Origin of the sequence: Flavobacterium aestuarii (assembly GCF_040049115.1) — a bacterium.
In the GTDB taxonomy this organism is placed as follows: Bacteria; Bacteroidota; Bacteroidia; order Flavobacteriales; family Flavobacteriaceae; genus Flavobacterium; species Flavobacterium aestuarii.
This window is the reverse complement of the sequence record NZ_JBDLZZ010000016.1, coordinates 1-18,093: the sequence shown is the minus strand read 5'-3', so window position 1 is coordinate 18,093 and position 18,093 is coordinate 1. Positions and strand designations below refer to the sequence as shown.

Below are 18,093 nucleotides of genomic sequence, written 5' to 3'. Positions count from 1 at the left end.
ATGTTGGTATTTTGAAAAAAAACGCGTAAAAACTTGCCCATAGCCGGTAGATTTGTAATTGCAGTATTAAACTTTGTGTAAATATACAATTACTTCTTAACTAAAAATTATTACCTAAATTGATCGATGAATATGCAAATAGGAACATATACCTCAGACAAACAAAAATTATTTTTATCGCCAATTGTTGCCTTATGTTGAAGATCCTTACGAAATAATTGGAAAGTTTGACAAATATTAAACAACAGCAAAGGCTATTGATTAACCCATTGATTTCTCTATACCAGAAAGTACAGTTATACTGTATATTTAGCTGTAGCAGAAGCAGAAAATACCCGGAGAGTTCAAAACAATTTTTACTTTAGTTGCGAAAACATATGTATTTATTAAATTTTTTTTAACTCATCTAGGAAATAGAACGAAGACAACTTCTTACAAACCAATATACAGCTTTAGATTAATCTAGCATAGGCAATATGGATTATAAGCTAGCTTTTATTGTTTTTTTAATACCATTTTTAAAATTTTAAATAGAATTATAATTTATTTACTTTTACCATTTCCTTTTTTAAAGCCTGTCAATTAAAAAAGTAATATTTTGTTTTTGTGGATTTGTACCTTATTGAGAGTTTCCAAATAACTAAAAACTAAATAGCAAACATCCTTATGCGTATTCCTTAAAAAGGAATACGCATAAGGATGTTGTTCCGCTTTTAAACGCCCCGGAATTGTTCTGACCCAGGAAGAACAATTCCGGGGCGGCGGGCATCAACCTACCACTATTGGTTCAGACCTGAAGTTAGAAAGATTTAAAAAGAAGCCCCTATGAGCCGTCATCCCCTCACGGAACAACTTCCATAAGAGGGATGCTCCCATATTGGCAAGTGTGGAATTAATAAACAAATCTTGTTTTTCCAATGCCTCGGCAAGGGAACAACTCGGCTCGTTGTTGTCAGTCTGCGCTTTAAGCAGTTCTCTAAATTCGTCCGTGACCATAGGAAGATTTGATACCGTCCTGTATAGTTTTGAATTCGGCTGTTTGATTTCTCCGATAGTGGATAGTACTGCTTGTCCTGTATTTCGGGCATTACCAATGTCGAGCCAATACAAAGATTTGGTGCGTTCAAAATTGCTTTGTTTAGTACAATCCTGCAAGGCAGTTGCAATATCGAAACGTGCCGATACGGTATCGACACAACTAATATAAATGTTTGCTTTGCCACGGTTGGGCAGAGATTTCAGATTGGTAGTACTGAATTGTTCGGTAATGGCTTTCCAATTCGTTCCAAAAAAGCGGTTGGTGCGGTTAATAAGTGCGACGGCTTTGGGCAGTCCCACCTCAGCATTAGCAAATAGCTGTCGTCCCTGATTGGCTGTGGTTACAATATCATCATCATATAAATTGACCTGCAATCCCGCATGACCCAATTCGATAAGGCTGTGGTTCATTCTTGCAAGTTCTGTGAGCATTCTGCTCCCCGTCCCTCCTGCTCCAATAAGGTTTACCGTTACAGGATTAGTTGGATTAATAAGGTAATTGTCTGTATAATGTATAACTTTTTGTGTGTTCATGGCAGTAGATTTTTAATTGTTAAACCATTTTTAAGTAAGGATTTCATTGGAAAATGCTTTCCGCTACATACAAGGGTCTGCCATAATTGAATGATGTTTCCTTTTACAGGACTTGCATCTCCAATCAGATGACTGAAATAACTGTTAAAAAAATACTGTTCCCACTCTTGTATGAATTCCTCTAAAAGACAGTCCGTCTTGATGTTGACCGATACAGTACCCATACAAACTTTGCCATCTGCATATAAATTAAAAAAGGGCGCATGGAATAAGGGAGTCAGTTCATTTATTTCGGAGTCGGTGTCCATTGCATAAATGTATAAGGTATTTTTGGAGGCTTTCCAAAGCAAGGGTGGTACAAATGCTTTGCCGTTTGTAATGGCTAAACTGTCCACGAAAAACAAATTTACTTTTTGTGCTGGGGTGTACCAAATCGCATAGCCATCATGGTCGGGATTAATGTACAGCACTTTTTTAGGAAGCAATCCCAATGGCTTTAAAAATTTGCATGTAAGTTCGTCAGAAGTGTCCAACGCAGTTGCGAGTTCAGCACTTTCTTTACCGTTTAAAGGATGCGCATTGATAGGATAGCCATTTTTGTCCATGTCATAGGCTTCTACATAAATAGTCTTGTCAGTATTATTTTTCTGATAGATTACAAAGGCTTTTACTGGATGGTATAATGCTCCGAATAGTGTGGTTATATCTTTCATGGTGTATTATTTAAAAGGGTACATAAATCATTGATTAAAGGAAATAGTCTGTATTCAAAATCCAGTCCCTTGTTAAATTGTTGGTTTTCGGTATCATAGATTTGTAGCAAAGTAGGTTCTTCCATTTCGGAGCATTCATTGAACTCGTCATTGACTACACGGGCGATATTCTCGTACAGTAATCCGTCGCTGTCGGCTATAAAGGAAATGTACTGTTCTGCTTTGATGACCCCGTCATCATATTCAAATTCCCGATTGAAGGTATTATGAAAAACAGTATAGCTAGGATATTCGAGCAGTAATGTCAATGCTTTTTCTGCCACTGCAAAACAATCTTTTTGAAAAGAAGTGCTTGGTCTGTAGCTATCCATTCGCTGTTCAAAACAATTCAGATGATACGGGTTGTATATTTTACGAAACATTATATCTCCATAATAAATGGCTTCATTAAATTCTGAAATTATACTATTGTCTTCCTCAGTTTCACAATTCTCTAAATCGTCTATAAGCCATTCCTCCATACATTCGTACTGATAAAAAAGATAGCTATTGTTTTCTCTATAATACGGAATCCCAGCAATATGGTACAAATAGGCAAATACTGACAGTACTAATTCTGCGGTTTGTTTTTGCTTTTTGTTTTGTAAAAGTCGGTACAACGGCAGTACAGGGATATAATACAGCGTATTACCTGTGCTGTAGGAGCGGTTGGTTGTCAGTTTTACAGTACCCTTGTCATCTTGCACTATTGACAACACAATATCCTGTCCCAATTTTCTGAGTTGCTTTTGAACGTATGAATGTGTCAATAGGATATTGTACGGATAGGGTTTGTTTTCTACATCCATTACCTCAAAACCATATACCTCTGTCAAGATAACAAGCGAATTGAAAAATTCTACTTCTACTTGTTTCGGGTCAGGCAGTTTTTCACCTTGTTCAAACAAAGGCAAAAATTGATGTCTTAAAAAACCATCGGCAATAACTCCAACGGTGCGGAGCTGTTCCTGTTCTTTTTTACCTCCTGTGCATCGGGCAATCTGTCTGCGTTTTCTGCCCATGTGCCTAGTTGTTGATATAGTTTGCATAGTTTTTTGTTTTTAGGCAGTCTGATACTGCCTGTTGGGGTTTTCGTTTTCATGGCTTACCCTTTTGTACCTATTTGTGAGACAAATTTGTATTGCACCGCATCGTCATTTATTATAGGACCTTCTATGGTTGCCGTTGTTAAAATCGGATAGGTTTGTGCATAAAAGTTCAAAACCGCTTCGGGACTAAATGAGGATGATGGGTCAGCGAGTTTAATATCTTGTTCCTTGTCCCTAAAAGTAAAAATGCGCTCTAATGTGGTAGTTACTAACATGGTTCTTCTGTATTAGGGTCATTGAAAAGGTCAATAGGAAACTTATCGGAAAGTTCCGCTTTGCGTGTGTGAATGATGTCTTTGTATTCGGGATAAAGGTCAGCCTGTGGAACTTTCATCCACGCTTCCTTAAATTTTCCTGCTGTTTCGAGTTCGTCTGCTTTTTTCATGGCTTCCTCATACTTTTTCTGCATTTCGGTTTTTTCTTTATCCATCTTGAGAGCATTGTCTTTTCCCATTTGAGAAGCGATTTTTGCCTGTTCCTTTTCTTTAAGGAACTGTTCCATATTGGCAAAAAGTTCTGCGGTTTCTTTCACAGGCTGTTCAATAGCCTCAAAAAAACCCTCGTCCAGTTCCTCTGCCGTGCCTTTTAGCAAAATGGGAGGTACTTTTTTACGGGCATCATCGCCGATGTTGTCATTAAAAAACAATACAGATACAATGAGCCTGTCCGTATCTTCTTTGGCTATGCTTATTTTCCAGTTTCCTGCTACCTGCAAGGCTAGAATAGATTTAAAAAAATTGGTTTCCATAGTTTTACTGTTTAGTTTGTGTTTCATCTAAATCACTAATTTTCACTAATTTCTCATAAAGGTCTTGCCAATAGGCTTGCCGTTCTTGGTCAAACCGCTTAAAGGCTTTATCGGTATGGAAGAAATCTCTGAAATAGTCTGCCTGTTGCAAGGCTTCGGGTAAATTGGTAACGGTTATGTTTTTTCCGTCTTTATCTTCTACTTGTATCATGGTGTGCCGATTTAGAAGGACAGGCAGGGTATGCCTGTCCCGATTAGTTAATTAAGAATTAAAGCGTCCGAACCTTTATTGGCAAATTCCAAACAAAGATTAAAAGCAGACTGCGTGCGGAGTTGTCCCGTGCCACCCATCAAAAGAGAGGTTAGTTTAGCTTCATCATCTTTATAATTTCTAACATTTTGAAAATACCCGGTCACGGAATTATACGCTCCGAATACCGTTCCTTTTGTCGTGTCCATCAATTGTGCAGGGTCGCTCATGGCATATTCAAAAGCACTATCTACCATATTAGTAAAACAAGTGGAAAGTTCCTCTTCCCTACCCTCCTGTATGGATTTCAATACTTCCTTATTGGGAACTAGAGCAGACTGTATCAGTTTTTTTACCTCGCTGTCCGTAATGGGTACTTTTGTCCAATGGTTGAAAATGGTTTCCATCTGTGCCGATAACATGTCGGATATCCCCATAACTTTGTGTGCCTGTTCCAAACGTTGTTTGGCATTGGAGGTATGACGAATGCGTACCGTATTGGTTTTGTTATTCATTGCGGCATTAAGGGTATTGGCGCATACGATGCGAATTGGTGTAAATGCGGCGGTTATGCTTCCGCTTCCATCATGTGAGGTAGAAAGGAAAAGATATTTTTCAATTAAATCGTCATTCCCCACACGAATGTAATCAGGCAATTTCGCTGTTATAAAGATGCGTTCTCCATTACCTAAAGCTCCTGCTGTTTCGTATAAAATCCCGTCACCACCCACGATGCTGTCGAAAAAAGAAAAGGCATCCCTGTTTTGTACAATTTGGTAGTCTTTACCCACTACGCCTAGCACGGCATCGTTATCAGTGCGTACAGTGCTGAAATAATTTGGTACTTCAATTTTGTTGTGAATGGTTTCACTAGTCAAATTGATTTCCTCTGAACAGGACGTAAATAACTTGCGTTTTTCTACTTCATAATCCAATCCTGCGAATTTGATTGCTTCTGCGCTTGTTGGGTAGTCGTCTACGATTTGACCCAAATTGTGCCAAGCTTTTTCCTTAACGCTGAAAAAACTGTGTTTCTCTGTTTGCTCGTTGTAATTTATATTATGTGCCATGATGTTAAAAATTTAAGTGATTAGTATATTGTTTGGATTAAAAAGACAAATCGTCTGCTGTTTCAGATTTCTTCCCCTGTGCTATGGAAGACATTACACCGTTTTCTGTTCGCTCCGTTTTTTTTGCAAAAGCCAAAATTTTGATGTTATTGGTGTGAAACGTAAGGCTACCTATTGGTTTGCCTTCGTGGTTGCTATATACATTCAACCCGATACGCCCAGATAATTGTACGAGTGCTCCTTTTTTAAGCCACTCGGCTGTCTTTGCATTTAACCAATAGGAACAATTGATATAGGTAACTACTTCCTTTACCTCGGTACTTCCTTTGGGTTTGTAGTTGTCATTGATAGCGATGCTAAAATTGACCACCTGTTTGTCGTTGCTCACTTTGTGAACTACGGCATCTGCTGTTACTCTTCCTGTAATTTCCATAACTTGATTTTTTAATGATTACTATTATTTACCTTACTTTCTCTGTAACCGTCTCACTCAAAAAATGTTTTCAAAAGAAAAAACGGAAAAAAAGAAAGCAAGATAAAAGTGGCTTAAGGATGTGAAGAGCTATAAGTCCCAGAGGGTGGCAAGTGCAACGCAGCCATTATGCGCTTGCAGCATCCTTAAGACACTATCTTAGCTGCCTTTTAGTCCGTTTCGAATGAAAATATCCTTTAAAACTTCTTAATTTTTAGACAAAAAAAATCTGATATTCAAAATATCAGATTAAGTGGTAAATGTTTTCGGAATGTGGGAATAAGCAATCTATTATTGATAGATACCTAATAGCTCTGCTAGAAGAATATATTTTCAGATTATACTATTTTCTTTGGATTATGATTGTATCAAGTTTAGTAATTGTAGTGTGAGTTCATCAGGTAATCCATTGAAATATTTTTCCAATACCCTTAGAAATACTGGATTGGTATTTTTAACATTTGCAAATAATGTCATGCATGATCGTAATTTCATATCGTCAGGAGTTTCAAATATCTGTGTTGCCGTTTTTCCGTTGAGATTTAATACTTCCTCAGAAATTTCAACCAGATGCTTACCCAGGATGGGATGCTGTAAATATGCAGTGGCTTCATTCAAATCTTTGATCCCGTACTGTTTTGCAGTCTCACTTGAACCCAGTCCTTTAATTTGAGGAAAAATATACCACATCCAATGGGTACTCTTTTTGCCTTTTTTTATTTCTGAGAATGCTTTTAGGTACACCTGATTTTGTGCGTCTAAAAATTTGATTAATTCGTTGTTATCAGTCATTTTTTTACTTTAGGTGCTACCGGTAAACCGTATCACTAAATTAATAATTTATTTGTTATTAGATACTCATTTTCTGTCTTGGTAAATTAATTTCATGCTCTTGGGGATATGGAGACCGATGTGTCATGCTGACGTCTTCCCGAATATGTTCGTGGACTTTATATTGCCTGTCTTTAGTATTTGAATATCTCGGATCAGGAATGAAAGGCATTTTTGCCATTTTGGTAACAGTAATGGTAGGGAAATGATAATCAACTTCTACATTGCCTAAAAGTAAATAACAGCCACCGCCTTGGAAGGGATATTTTTCAAGGCTGTCCGTAAAGTGCGCCGTATCGAAATATTCCCCTTCTATATCCATCCAAGTGCCAAAATACATTGTTCCTCTTTTGGTAGGCACGTGTTTTCGGGAAATCAGATAAGCCAACATTTTTACTTTTTTTTTGTGATGATTTATCAAATCCTTTGCCATTACGTCACCCTTGTATCTGGTCTGCAACAGATCGAAAGGGGAACAGGAAACCGGAAAACTCAACAGTTCTATTTCGTCAAAGGCGTCTTCAAATGCAGAGCGTTCCAATACAGGCAGCTTATACTCTTTTACCGGCTCCTGAAGCAGCAGCATGTTTCGGTTTTCAGGTTTGAAGTTTACCAAAATTAATCGAGCTATCACCAGCAATTGGTTTTTTGTTTTGCCGGTAAAGTGGAATGCGCCAATAAAAATCAGAATCTGGATTCCTTCAATTCCTATGGGGACTCTATTTATAAAATCTTCCAACGATTTGAATTCGCCATGTTCCTCCCGCTCCGTAACTATAACATGTGCTATTTTAGTTTCCAAACCTTCAAGGTGCATCAAGCCTAGATAGACGTCGATACCGTATACCGTAGTTTCGTATTCACTCTTATTGACACATGGATTGTGTATGGTTGCGCCCGACATCCGCGCCTCGTGAACATAGACTTCAGTACGGTAAAAGCCACCCTGATTATTGATGACCGCTACCATAAATTCGACTGGATAGTATACCTTCAAATATAAGCTTTGGTAACTTTCGACAGCGTAAGATGCGGAATGCGCCTTGCAAAAAGAGTATCCAGCGAAAGATTCGATTTGTCTGTATATTTCTTCACTCAATTTTAAGGGATGCCCTTTTTGCGCACAGCAGATAAAGAAATTATCTTTCACTTTTTGCAAAGCCTCTTTTGAACGGCCTTTGCCACTCATAGCACGACGTAGAATATCACCATCAGCAGCTGGAAGTCCTCCATAATGTAAGGCAATCTTAATTACATCTTCCTGATAGACCATGATACCGTAGGTCTCGCCCAGCTGTTCTTTAAAAACATCATGGAAATACTCGAACTTATCTGGATTATTATGACGGAATATATATTCTTTCATCATTCCTGATTGAGCTACACCTGGACGAATAATTGATGAAGCTGCAACAAGTGTTTTGTAATTGTCACATTTAAGGCGGCGGAGCAGTCCGCGCATGGCTGGGCTTTCAATGTAAAAGCATCCGATTGTTTTTCCGCGTTCTAAAAACGTATTGGCTTTGGCCTCATCTTTGGATAGTGACGTATTGCGGATGTCTACCTTAATACCACGGTTCTTTTGAATCAGCTTTACACTATCATCAATATGTCCAATACCGCGCTGGCTTAAAATATCGAATTTTTCAAAGCCAATGTCTTCGGCAATGTGCATGTCGAATAGAACGATTGGAAAACCTTTTGGTGGCATCTCCAGTACCGTGTAGTTGGTAATGGGTTCCTCTGAAATCAATATACCACAAGAATGCATGCTACGCTGATTCGGATATTTTTCGAGCATCATTCCGTATTGCTGAACGTACTTTACTACTGAATTTTTATCATGTAAGGCCATTGGGTTTTTAGCCAGCATATCCAATTCTTCTTTTGGTAAGCCAAACACTTTTCCAACTTCCCGAAATATTGATCGGTATTTGAATTCTACATTGGTTCCGCAAAAAGCTACATGGTCAGCACCATAGCGATTGAAAATGTATTCAAGTATGCTATCTCGTTCTTTCCAAGACCAGTCAATATCAAAATCTGGTGGACTTTTTCGGTTCACATTTAGGAAGCGCTCAAAATATAAATCCAATTCAATTGGACATATGTCTGTAATACCAAGGCAATAACTTACTATGCTGTTTGCACCGCTTCCACGACCGATATGCAAAAAACCTCGGCTGTTGCTGTAGCGAATAATATCCCAGGTAATTAAAAAATAGCCACTGAATTCCAATTCATCAATAACTTTCAATTCCTTTTCCACTCTGGCTTTTGCCTGAGGGTTATTGTCGCCGTATCTCCAAACAAGTCCTTGGTGTGCAAGGCTTGTAAGTAATGCCATATCGCTCTTCCTGCTGTTGGTGTAAAACTTTTTATTTTTTGGGGTTTTGAAATCGAATTCGAAATTACATTCCTGAATTATTTTTTCTGAGTTCGCTACTATATCTGGGTACTCGTTATATTTTGCCAGTAGTTCGTCCAAAGGTTGCATCACTTCGGATGTTTTGCAGTAGTCATCCTCAGTAAGCTTGGATAAAATGACATTAGTATCGATAGCCCGAAGGATTTTATGCAGATTGAATTCTTTTTTTGTGCGGAATGTTACGGGTTGCAGAATAACCATTTTACTCTGTTTATTTTTCCATTCCTCTAGGTATAATTTAGGGAGCTGTTCCTGACGAATACCGATGTATTCGTTTTGTTTCAAAACCACTGGTACATTCTCAAAAGGATAAATTATAAAAACATCCTTAAATTCAGGTGCTTCCAAAGACAGGCTTGTATTCTCAAAATTATGTTTAGTCAGAAATCGGTTCATTTCTGCAAGTCCTTCAGCATTTTTGGCAAGTCCTATATAACGAAGTTGATTGTTGCTGCGAAATTCCATACCAACCAATGGTTTTATCCCAACCTCATTGCAGGCTTTTATGAAATCGTAGATGCCAGTAACCGTATTGATATCTGTCAATGCCATAGCCTTCACGTTAGATGCAACAGCTTGTTGTATCAAATCCATCAACGGGATAGTACCGTAGCGCAGGGAGTGGAAGGAATGACAGTTGAGGTACATGGCGAGTTAGAATTTACGTTTTAAAATTTCTGCTTTGTTGTTCGGCTTGAACGTTGCACCAGCACAACGCATTACGGCATCAAAGCCATAACGGCTTTTCATTTTGTCCATAGCCTGATATAATGACAGCATTTCTTCCGTGTCTTCAAATAAGTCGATTTGATAAGTACCGCGAACCAACCCGCTAAAACGGATTCCGATCAATCGGAGACGCATGCGACGTTGGTATAGTTTATCAAATAAATCAGTAACACTCTTAGTCAGGATGTGATCGGCAGATGTATATTGTATCCGGCATTGTTTGGTTTCCGTATCGAAATTGGAATACCGTATCTTAATAACCACCGTTGAGGTCAGCCATTCTTCGGAGCGTAATTGAAAGGCCAGTTTTTCCACCATCCCAATCAGTATCGATTTTAATTTTTGGATATCGATAGTATCCTGTACAAAAGTATGTTCTGTTGAAATTGATTTGCGTTCTGTGTAGGGCTCAACAGGATTGTTGTCGATACCGTTGGCTTTCTTCCATATTTCGATGCCGTTTTTGCCTATCATTCGTTGCAATACTTCTGCAGGCATTTCAGAAAGTGTCTGGATCGTACGGATACCAATTCTTGACAATAACTGAAACGTTACATCACCCACCATAGGAATTTTTTGAATGGACAGCGGATTTAAGAATGGCTTTACCATGTTCTCCGGTATCTCCAAATTCCCCCTTGGTTTTCCTTCTCCAGTGGCAATTTTAGAAACCGTTTTGTTAACCGATAAAGCAAAGCTTATCGGCAGGCCAGTTTCATTGGTAACCGATTGTGCCAGCTCATTGGTCCATTTATAGCCTCCGTAAAATTTATCCATACCGGTAATATCAAGATAGAATTCATCGATGCTGGCTTTTTCCATTATTGGGGCTTTCTCTTCGATAACTTGGGTAACATCATGGGATAATTTAGAGTACAATTCCATATCCCCTTTCATCACTTTTGCCTGTGGACAGAGCCTCAGTGCCATTTTAATAGGCATAGCCGAACGAACGCCGAACGTCCTTGCTTCGTAGGAACAAGAAGCAACTACGCCTCGGTCACCGCCGCCAATAATCAGCGGTATTCCTTCTAATTTTGAGTTGCCTAACCTTTCACAGGATACAAAAAACGTATCCAAATCCATATGTACAATTGCTCTTTGCATGGTCATCTCATTTATACGATACAAAATTAGCACAGGTTGTAACAAAAATACTTATATTTGCTGTTACAAATTGTAACAAAATCAACATGTCTTTATTTTCAGACAACATCAGGAGCCTTAGGGTTAATAAGAAGATTTCGCAGGAAAAGCTCGCTGAAAGCCTTCTAATCACACGAGGGAGGTACGTCAAATACGAAGACGGAAGCTCGGAAGCGCCGTATGAAATACTGAAGAAAATAGCTCATTATTACCATATCAGTATTGATCTGTTGCTTTCTGTGGACGTGCGAAAAATTCCGACGGATGATTTGTTGAAATTGGAAAATAACAGATTGGTACTGCCGATCACAGTTGATGCAGCCGGAGAGAATTTTATTGAAGTAGTTACACAAAAAGTTAAGGCTGGCTATCTAAATGGTTATGCCGATCCAGAATATATTGAAAGCCTGCAACATATTTCATTGCCTTTTTTGGGACCAGGAAAGCATAGGGGGTTTCCTGTAGAAGGCGATTCTATGCCGCCGCATGAGGATGGTTCCATCATAGTTGGACGTTATATTGAGAAATTGGGCGAAGTCATGGATGGGAAGACTTATATATTTATAACAAAAAGCGAAGGCATGGTGTATAAGCGATTGAATAAAAATAAAAAAAATGTACTGGTTGTGGAATCAGATAACAATTTTTACCCCGCTTATGAAGTTAAAGCTTCGGATATTCTTGAGATTTGGGAATACGAGTGTAATATTGGACGAAGCGATAGGAAGCAGGAAAGCTCTGAAACTGTAAGTGTAAAAGATATGTTTTTGGAGTTGAAAAGGGATATTAATGATTTGAAAATTAAACATTAATACTATCAGGGCTATAAGAGGTAGCTTTTTTAAAAGGAAGATCGTTATTAATCTTCCCAAATTATACTGAATGCACAGTTTTTATAGGTAATGCAATGTTCATAAAATTTCCTATTTACATCATACCTAGCGTTGGCAGTAGCGTGAGCAAGTGTATGGATTTTTATTGTACCGATTTGAAACTTTATACCACCATTAAAATCCATACTCTTGCTGGCTTTTTTTGCTTTTTTGGGTGCCTTAAAAATAGTGTTCAGTTTTTAGCGTTCCGAAATAGTAATTCTTTTTTAGAATAGTTAGTTGAAGGTTACCGAAAAAGACATCCTCTTTTTTTAGCTGAGAAATCAATTTTTATCCAAATATTTCTTCATAATCCAGCCTGTTTCCATTAAATTTTCTTTTGGATTGATATAGCTTACAAATGCCCATTTGTGGTTTATTTGCAATACAATTACATCAAAACCTTTTGGAAGTGATGCTACAATAATGGTTTTAGTTTTTGGTTTCAACATTACTTTTGAAACTCGGTTTGTAGTTCTGTATTCTTTTATTTCTTTGAGTTTTAATTCGATTGATTGCTGAATTTTCCTTTCGAACTTTACTAAATCCTCTTTTGTAGCAGGTTCAGCTTTTGGTTTTACAAAATCATAGTATTGATGAATGTTCATAAGATTTACCATAACCGAAACGAATAGTAAAGCACTTACCCCAAACTTTTTGTTGTTTTTGAAGAAAGTAACAATTTTTTCAATTAATTGCTCAAACCTTATACTTTCTTCTTCTGTTAATGCTATATCTAAAGTAAAACTATTTGTTATTTCAATTGCTTGTTCATTAATATCTTCAAACTCGTCTAATAAGCTCCATTGATTACTTTTCGCGGCAATTGCAGCAATTTGCCCTGATATTCCATTCATAGCAAACTGCAAGCTATTGATTTGGGACAAATAGGGTTTTTGACTTTCTACTAGCATTGCTGAAACATCTCTTAAATTTCCAAATAAACTTTCCTGCATTTGACTTATTCCTCTAATAGCATCTAATGTGGGCTGTGGAATTTGGAATAATTTAGCCTGCATAGCTAATGTTTTTGAAAGAGTATCAAGTCCAGCAATGTTTTTTGGAAATAGATTTTGTTGTTGTGCGATACCTTTGAAAATAGCATCATTCATAGTCATAGCACTCAATTGCTTTTGCCATAACTGGTTTGACTGGAGTAATTGAGTAATTGAATTGCCAATACCTAATTGCTTATTAATATTTTGAGCGAAATTGGTACTTTTTATTAGGGCTTCTAATGAGTTCATCATATTTATATTTTTGTAATAAGGCTAATTTTCAATCTATTCATCTCCATTTTTTTTAGGAAAAAAGTACATCTGAAACCAACCATTTAATCTTTTTATGTTAATTTGACCAATGTTTGTTTCCCAGCTTCGACCTATCCAATTTTCTTCGTTGTTTATTTCTCCCGATTCATAATAGGATTTTCCATTTGCGTCTATACCAAGTTTATCAGTGAATAATCTCAACATTGCTTCTAATTCCTGCTGACTGATGATATAGCTTTTTGAAGGACTTTCTTTTCCTAAAATAAACATTGCATCATTTATCTCTGGTTTAGGAATCATTATCTTATTGAAAAAATTAAAAAAATAATGACTTGTATAATTTACCCAACCAAAACTTTCTCCACTCTCATATCTTTGTTCTTGAAAGTTTTCAACTTTTTGCATTTCATCAATTACACCTCTAAAGTGATCATCGAAATTGTTTATATCCAAAAATGAATTGTAGTATTCCATAAATTCATTTGGTTTCAATACAATAGTATAAACACCTAACTTTTGAAAAACTGCTTTTGTTTTTTGATAGTTTTTATCATCATTCGTAATATAAAATTCACATCTTGAAGCAAATGCAGAATGTGAAGCATCTTCAGTTGTATTCTTAAATGTATTTTTCTCTTTATCAGTAACTTTTACTTTGTCGGCTTTAAAACCGTGAATATCTAACTTGACATACTCATTGGTAATATCATTAAACCATTCTGGAGCATTTTTAGTTTTATCAAAATATTTAGCTACATTAAAGTTTTCTATTCCTGTTTTCTTGTAAGCATTATCAATAACTTCAAAAGGATTTTTATTCTCGTTGAAGTGTCCGCTATTTACTCCAACTTGTTGCACTATATTTCTTAAATCTTTGTAATCTTCTTTTTCATTCAGATTGTGAAACATTTTTCCAAAACTCTTAAAGAAACCATTCATTGTTTTATCTTCTTTTAGTCCTGGAAACATTTTATCCAACATTACTGCACTTTCAGGATTTTCGAAAGCTTCTTTAAATACATCTTCTAATGGTATCGAAGCGATAAGATTTTTTAAAGAATTAACCATCCCATTCAAAGCATCATCTCCTTCAATAGATTTAAATAAATTATCAATACTAAAATCTTCAAAAAGTGGAGCTTCTCTAATTCTGTCATCGAGTAATTCTCCGGGTTGGTAACTGCTTAAAACTACTTCTTTTGAATTATTTACCAAACACAAATCATCTGTCAAATGTGTTATGTAATCTAAATCTTCTCGAATTATTTTTTGTTCTTGCTCACTGTGATCTTTAATACTAGCGAAGATATCTCCAATGTGTGAAGTAGAGTATAATAATAAAAATTTATCCTTGTTTAAAATTATATCATTTAGCTCTTGGAAATGATTGTTTTTCATTCCTGACATAACATTCCAATCTAAATATACTTTAATCATAATTAACTATTTTCAACTATATTAATTTCTTCGTATTCAGACTCTATCGTTTCACTGATTCCCATCATCATATTGTAATGTCCTTCATGATTAGTTAAAATGAAAATTTCCTTGAATACATTTTTGTAATTTTCAATTGTTCTATCCTGTAGTTCAACAAATAAATCATCATTGATACTGTGTGAACCATCATTTATCCAACTAATTAATGACTTGCATATTTCCTGTTCTTCTTTGGTTCCAAATTTTTGTATTAAATCATCATCACCATATTTTCCAAGAAGTTTAAAATAATTCTCAATAATTCTTCTCATAATATTTTGAACCGTAATGCTTGATTTCACATTTTCACTTTTTAGTTCCTGCCACAACAATTCATAGGATGATTGAATAGGATTTGCCATTAAAAAGGATTGAATATTTGTAACCCTATCATTTTTTCTCAATATCCAAAAATTAGTTTTATTACAAACTTTTGTTCTACCATCAATGAAAGATACTTCTTTGTGAAAATAGACATTGTGTGTTAACAGAATAATTTGTTTGATATTTCCAGTATTAGATTTAATGCTTTTTATAATTTCTTTAATCAAAGTACTGACAACAAATAATACATTGCTATCTAAACTTGAAATTGGATCATCAATAACCAGAATTCTTTCGTCGTTTACTGTTTCTTCAGAAATTCCACCTTTTGCTAATTGTAAGTAATATAGAAAAGTAATAAAAGTAATTTCACCTTCACTTAATGTTGATTCTGCAATAGTACCGTCTTGACGTTGAATTTGATAAAAGCCTTCTTCGGCAGAGGGTACAATCTCAAAATTGAGAAAACCATACGACTTTAAAAGTCGATTTATCTCATCGATTGTTGGTTGAATACTTGTCACATTTTTACTTAATATTTTTATTTCAGCATCTAAAACATTATACTCACTTAATTTTTTCTTTACCTGTGCTTCCAAAGAAGTAATGCCACTTTGCAAACCGCTACTATCCGTATTGAATTTAGTAATTTCTGTTTTAAATTCTTCAATAATGAATTTCCAAATAGATTGGGTTAAGTTGGCTTTTTCAGTATTAAAATTAGCAACAATATCGTTGTGTTTTGAGATTTCAATATTGGCATTTGTGATTAATTCTGAAATTAAATCAAACTGTTCTTTTATCGAAACCAATTCGACACTTCTACTTGGTTCTTTAACTTTATTGTTTAAAAATTCGCTATTGGTTGTGTTTTGACTAATTAAGGTTTTAAGATAAGCTGAAAACTTGTCAATATTTAATTTTGTATTCGGAAATGCTTTTTGATTGGTTTCAATACTATTCAACTCGTTAACGAAGTTTTCCATCAAAGAATTGTACTTTTCTTTTAAGGTTTTTATTGTATTTAAATCTCCAAGATAGGTTTCGTCAAAGTAATCTTCTAATTGATTTTTGAACTCACTCGTAATGGTGTCTTGCTGACAAAACGGACAAGTATTATCCTCTTGAATGTAATTTCTACCTTGGTTTACCCAATCGTTTAGGTTTAATTTTTGAATAAGTTTTGCAATATCTACATCAGCTTTACCCACAATTATTTTTTTCCAAATTGGGTCGCTTTCTATTTCAATTATTCTATCGAAACTAATTGTATTTATTAGCGGAATATTTTGAGGCACTTCTCCGAAAATAGTTTTTGCTTTTTCCTTTAATTCGTCAAATGTGGCTAATGTTACGGTATTGCTACCAAATTCTAACAATAATTTATTTTTAAAATTTTCTTTGTTTAACGACCCTATAAATGCTTCTTTAAAAACAGTTTCATATTTCTTATAAATCTTTGTCCAGGAAGCTTCTTTAAAATTGCTTTCTAATGTTTCTTTTTTTTGAGTTTGAGTATTTAGCGTTTCTCTTTTTTTAGCACCGTCCGCTTTTATAACTGTTAACTCTTCTATCTTATCTTCAATAGTTTTGATTTCATCAGTAGAGGCTTCACCAAGGGTAAAAACTCCACCTATTTTTCCTTTACCAAAGTTTCTTTCCCTAAATCCTTTGTTGTAAACTAATGTTTTTAATACTTGTTCATTTTTCCAACTTAGAGCACAAGTTTCAAATTTTGGTTCTGAATCATTATGCAAAAAATTAGATATCGTGGTTTTACCACAACCATTTGCTCCATAAATAAAATTTATGAGTTATATATTTAGTTTCTGTATTATTTGATTTTGATATATTGGCATTGCTATAATCATTCTTTCAATTGTTTTGTGAAATATAGTTTCTTTGAAAATAGATCTATTAATTCTAAAAGTAAATTCGTCAAAATAGGATTGAATATGCTTTTTGCTGACATGAGTCGGAACTGTTCTTATCCAAGATTTTATCTGATGAATTACAATGTGCATTTCTTTAAAATTCTTTCCGTTTTTACTTTCTTTTTGTTCAATATTATATTTCAGTTTTAATGGGGAATAACCTCTCCATTTATCGGTAAATATTTTAGCACTCGTACTAATATGTTCTTCAAAAATTGGTGTTAATGATTTGGCTGAATAATCATCAATTGCTTTTACATAAACACGTTTAACTTTGTGTTTATCTGTCAATTCAACTGCTATGACTGCTTTTGTCTTTTTTGTGTCATAGCTTCTTCCTTGCTTGCCATCTTCTTTTCCGCCAACTACAAACTCATCAACGTGGACTATCTCTGACAAAGGATATTTCTGACTGCTTTTCATTGCAATTCGAACTTTTTGCATAAAAAACCAAGCGGTTGTTTGACTAATTCCATATCGCTTTCCAATTTGAACACTAGATAAACTCTTACTGCTAGTGGTCATTTCAAAAACTATTAAAAATGCTTTTTGCAGACCAAACTTTACTTTATGAAATAAAGTGTTTGCTGTTGCACTCTCAACATGATTGCAAGCATAACAATGATAGTTAAAACCAGTTTTTTCACATCCTTTTTCAGAGCCACATTTAGTGCATTTAAAACCGTCCAGCCATTTGATTTTACTCAAATAGGCTTTACATGCATCGTCATTGGGTAATTCTTTTACTAAATTGAGGATATTTTGACCTTTAAATTCTTCCATAATACAATATTTACAAGCTATAATATACAGAATTTAAATTAATAACTCGATAAAATTTACTTTCTTCAAATTTGTGATTTGAATACCGGTGTAATCATAAGATGCAACTTTTTTAATTTCTATTTGTTCCAGCATAATTTTTAATTTCTATAATTCTAAATATCATCTCGTAACTTTGACTATTTTCCACTGTCGCTACTTCTTTTCCACTCAAACCATACAGCAGATGTAAGAAAAGTCTATTTTTAACCCGTTGGGTGTAATTAAATTGTTTGATTTTTAATATTGTTTATCGGTCTATCAAAAATGAATTTATTGATATA

16 protein-coding genes are annotated in these 18,093 nt (G+C 35.3%); 1 reads left to right on the top strand and 15 read right to left on the bottom strand.

All coding sequences use genetic code 11. The features are described from left to right. Positions 1 to 768: 768 nt before the first annotated feature. From ABEG11_RS15280 to dinB, 11 genes are all read right to left on the bottom strand, one after another. A complete protein-coding gene (locus ABEG11_RS15280) occupies positions 769 to 1,572 on the bottom strand; it encodes a PRTRC system ThiF family protein (protein WP_348825042.1) in 804 nt (267 codons plus the stop codon). After that, positions 1,569 to 2,285: a PRTRC system protein B gene (locus ABEG11_RS15275; RefSeq protein WP_348825041.1), complete on the bottom strand. Its 717-nt coding sequence runs from the start codon at positions 2,283 to 2,285 to the stop codon at positions 1,569 to 1,571. Before ABEG11_RS15275 ends, ABEG11_RS15280 begins: the two co-directional genes overlap by 4 nt. Then, complete coding sequence (locus tag ABEG11_RS15270; protein WP_348825040.1) at positions 2,282 to 3,373, bottom strand: hypothetical protein; 1,092 nt, start codon at positions 3,371 to 3,373, stop codon at positions 2,282 to 2,284. Before ABEG11_RS15270 ends, ABEG11_RS15275 begins: the two co-directional genes overlap by 4 nt. Positions 3,374 to 3,429: 56 nt before the next feature. After that, on the bottom strand, positions 3,430 to 3,648 hold the full coding sequence (locus ABEG11_RS15265) for a PRTRC system protein C (RefSeq protein ID WP_348825039.1): 219 nt from the start codon (positions 3,646 to 3,648) through the stop codon (positions 3,430 to 3,432). Continuing rightward, entirely contained in the window at positions 3,642 to 4,181 is a 540-nt protein-coding gene (locus ABEG11_RS15260) for a prtrc system protein e (protein ID WP_348825038.1), read from the bottom strand. Before ABEG11_RS15260 ends, ABEG11_RS15265 begins: the two co-directional genes overlap by 7 nt. A gap of 4 nt (positions 4,182 to 4,185) precedes the next feature. Then, entirely contained in the window at positions 4,186 to 4,392 is a 207-nt protein-coding gene (locus tag ABEG11_RS15255) for a hypothetical protein (RefSeq protein ID WP_348825037.1), read from the bottom strand. Positions 4,393 to 4,439: 47 nt separating this feature from the next. Then, positions 4,440 to 5,501 carry a DUF932 domain-containing protein gene (locus tag ABEG11_RS15250; RefSeq protein ID WP_348825036.1) on the bottom strand — a complete coding sequence of 354 codons (1,062 nt, stop codon included), beginning with the start codon at positions 5,499 to 5,501 and terminating at the stop codon, positions 4,440 to 4,442. Between the two features lie 37 nt (positions 5,502 to 5,538). Next, positions 5,539 to 5,934 (bottom strand): single-stranded DNA-binding protein, encoded by a 396-nt coding sequence (locus tag ABEG11_RS15245; protein WP_348825035.1) that lies wholly within the window; start codon positions 5,932 to 5,934, stop codon positions 5,539 to 5,541. A gap of 396 nt (positions 5,935 to 6,330) precedes the next feature. Continuing rightward, the gene (locus tag ABEG11_RS15240) at positions 6,331 to 6,765 is read right to left on the bottom strand and encodes a DUF1810 domain-containing protein (protein ID WP_348825033.1); all 435 of its coding nucleotides are present in this window, start codon (positions 6,763 to 6,765) and stop codon (positions 6,331 to 6,333) included. A gap of 58 nt (positions 6,766 to 6,823) precedes the next feature. Next, a complete protein-coding gene (locus tag ABEG11_RS15235; RefSeq protein ID WP_348825032.1) occupies positions 6,824 to 9,880 on the bottom strand; it encodes a DNA polymerase III subunit alpha in 3,057 nt (1,018 codons plus the stop codon). Positions 9,881 to 9,886: 6 nt separating this feature from the next. After that, on the bottom strand, positions 9,887 to 11,068 hold the full coding sequence (gene dinB / locus ABEG11_RS15230) for a DNA polymerase IV (RefSeq protein ID WP_348825031.1): 1,182 nt from the start codon (positions 11,066 to 11,068) through the stop codon (positions 9,887 to 9,889). 86 nt (positions 11,069 to 11,154) lie between these two features. Here dinB and ABEG11_RS15225 point away from each other — a divergent pair, with 86 nt between their 5' ends. Continuing rightward, complete coding sequence (locus ABEG11_RS15225; protein WP_348825030.1) at positions 11,155 to 11,919, top strand: XRE family transcriptional regulator; 765 nt, start codon at positions 11,155 to 11,157, stop codon at positions 11,917 to 11,919. A 344-nt stretch (positions 11,920 to 12,263) separates the two neighbouring features. On the opposite strand, the gene ABEG11_RS15220 is transcribed toward ABEG11_RS15225, so the two are convergent. Genes ABEG11_RS15220 through ABEG11_RS15205 form a run of 4 tightly spaced genes read right to left on the bottom strand, consistent with a single transcriptional unit; the run spans position 12,264 to position 17,770 of the window. Further along, positions 12,264 to 13,229 (bottom strand): hypothetical protein, encoded by a 966-nt coding sequence (locus tag ABEG11_RS15220; RefSeq protein WP_348825029.1) that lies wholly within the window; start codon positions 13,227 to 13,229, stop codon positions 12,264 to 12,266. 33 nt (positions 13,230 to 13,262) lie between these two features. Further along, positions 13,263 to 14,687, bottom strand: a complete 1,425-nt coding sequence (locus ABEG11_RS15215; RefSeq protein ID WP_348825028.1) for a hypothetical protein — start codon at positions 14,685 to 14,687, stop codon at positions 13,263 to 13,265. Positions 14,688 to 14,689: 2 nt separating this feature from the next. Beyond that, complete coding sequence (locus ABEG11_RS15210; RefSeq protein ID WP_348825104.1) at positions 14,690 to 16,855, bottom strand: AAA family ATPase; 2,166 nt, start codon at positions 16,853 to 16,855, stop codon at positions 14,690 to 14,692. Between the two features lie 12 nt (positions 16,856 to 16,867). Next, the gene (locus ABEG11_RS15205) at positions 16,868 to 17,770 is read right to left on the bottom strand and encodes an IS1595 family transposase (RefSeq protein ID WP_348825027.1); all 903 of its coding nucleotides are present in this window, start codon (positions 17,768 to 17,770) and stop codon (positions 16,868 to 16,870) included. Positions 17,771 to 18,093 lie beyond the last annotated feature (323 nt).

Excerpts from the sequence above, each read along its gene's own strand:
- ABEG11_RS15280 (WP_348825042.1), bottom strand. The coding sequence starts at position 1,572 with ATGAACACACAAAAAGTTATACATTATACAGACAATTACCTTATTAAT.
- ABEG11_RS15275 (WP_348825041.1), bottom strand. The coding sequence starts at position 2,285 with ATGAAAGATATAACCACACTATTCGGAGCATTATACCATCCAGTAAAA.
- ABEG11_RS15270 (WP_348825040.1), bottom strand. The coding sequence starts at position 3,373 with ATGCAAACTATATCAACAACTAGGCACATGGGCAGAAAACGCAGACAG.
- ABEG11_RS15265 (WP_348825039.1), bottom strand. The coding sequence starts at position 3,648 with ATGTTAGTAACTACCACATTAGAGCGCATTTTTACTTTTAGGGACAAG.
- ABEG11_RS15260 (WP_348825038.1), bottom strand. The coding sequence starts at position 4,181 with ATGGAAACCAATTTTTTTAAATCTATTCTAGCCTTGCAGGTAGCAGGA.
- ABEG11_RS15255 (WP_348825037.1), bottom strand. The coding sequence starts at position 4,392 with ATGATACAAGTAGAAGATAAAGACGGAAAAAACATAACCGTTACCAAT.
- ABEG11_RS15250 (WP_348825036.1), bottom strand. The coding sequence starts at position 5,501 with ATGGCACATAATATAAATTACAACGAGCAAACAGAGAAACACAGTTTT.
- ABEG11_RS15245 (WP_348825035.1), bottom strand. The coding sequence starts at position 5,934 with ATGGAAATTACAGGAAGAGTAACAGCAGATGCCGTAGTTCACAAAGTG.
- ABEG11_RS15240 (WP_348825033.1), bottom strand. The coding sequence starts at position 6,765 with ATGACTGATAACAACGAATTAATCAAATTTTTAGACGCACAAAATCAG.
- ABEG11_RS15235 (WP_348825032.1), bottom strand. The coding sequence starts at position 9,880 with ATGTACCTCAACTGTCATTCCTTCCACTCCCTGCGCTACGGTACTATC.
- dinB (WP_348825031.1), bottom strand. The coding sequence starts at position 11,068 with ATGCAAAGAGCAATTGTACATATGGATTTGGATACGTTTTTTGTATCC.
- ABEG11_RS15225 (WP_348825030.1), top strand. The coding sequence starts at position 11,155 with ATGTCTTTATTTTCAGACAACATCAGGAGCCTTAGGGTTAATAAGAAG.
- ABEG11_RS15220 (WP_348825029.1), bottom strand. The coding sequence starts at position 13,229 with ATGATGAACTCATTAGAAGCCCTAATAAAAAGTACCAATTTCGCTCAA.
- ABEG11_RS15215 (WP_348825028.1), bottom strand. The coding sequence starts at position 14,687 with ATGATTAAAGTATATTTAGATTGGAATGTTATGTCAGGAATGAAAAAC.
- ABEG11_RS15205 (WP_348825027.1), bottom strand. The coding sequence starts at position 17,770 with ATGGAAGAATTTAAAGGTCAAAATATCCTCAATTTAGTAAAAGAATTA.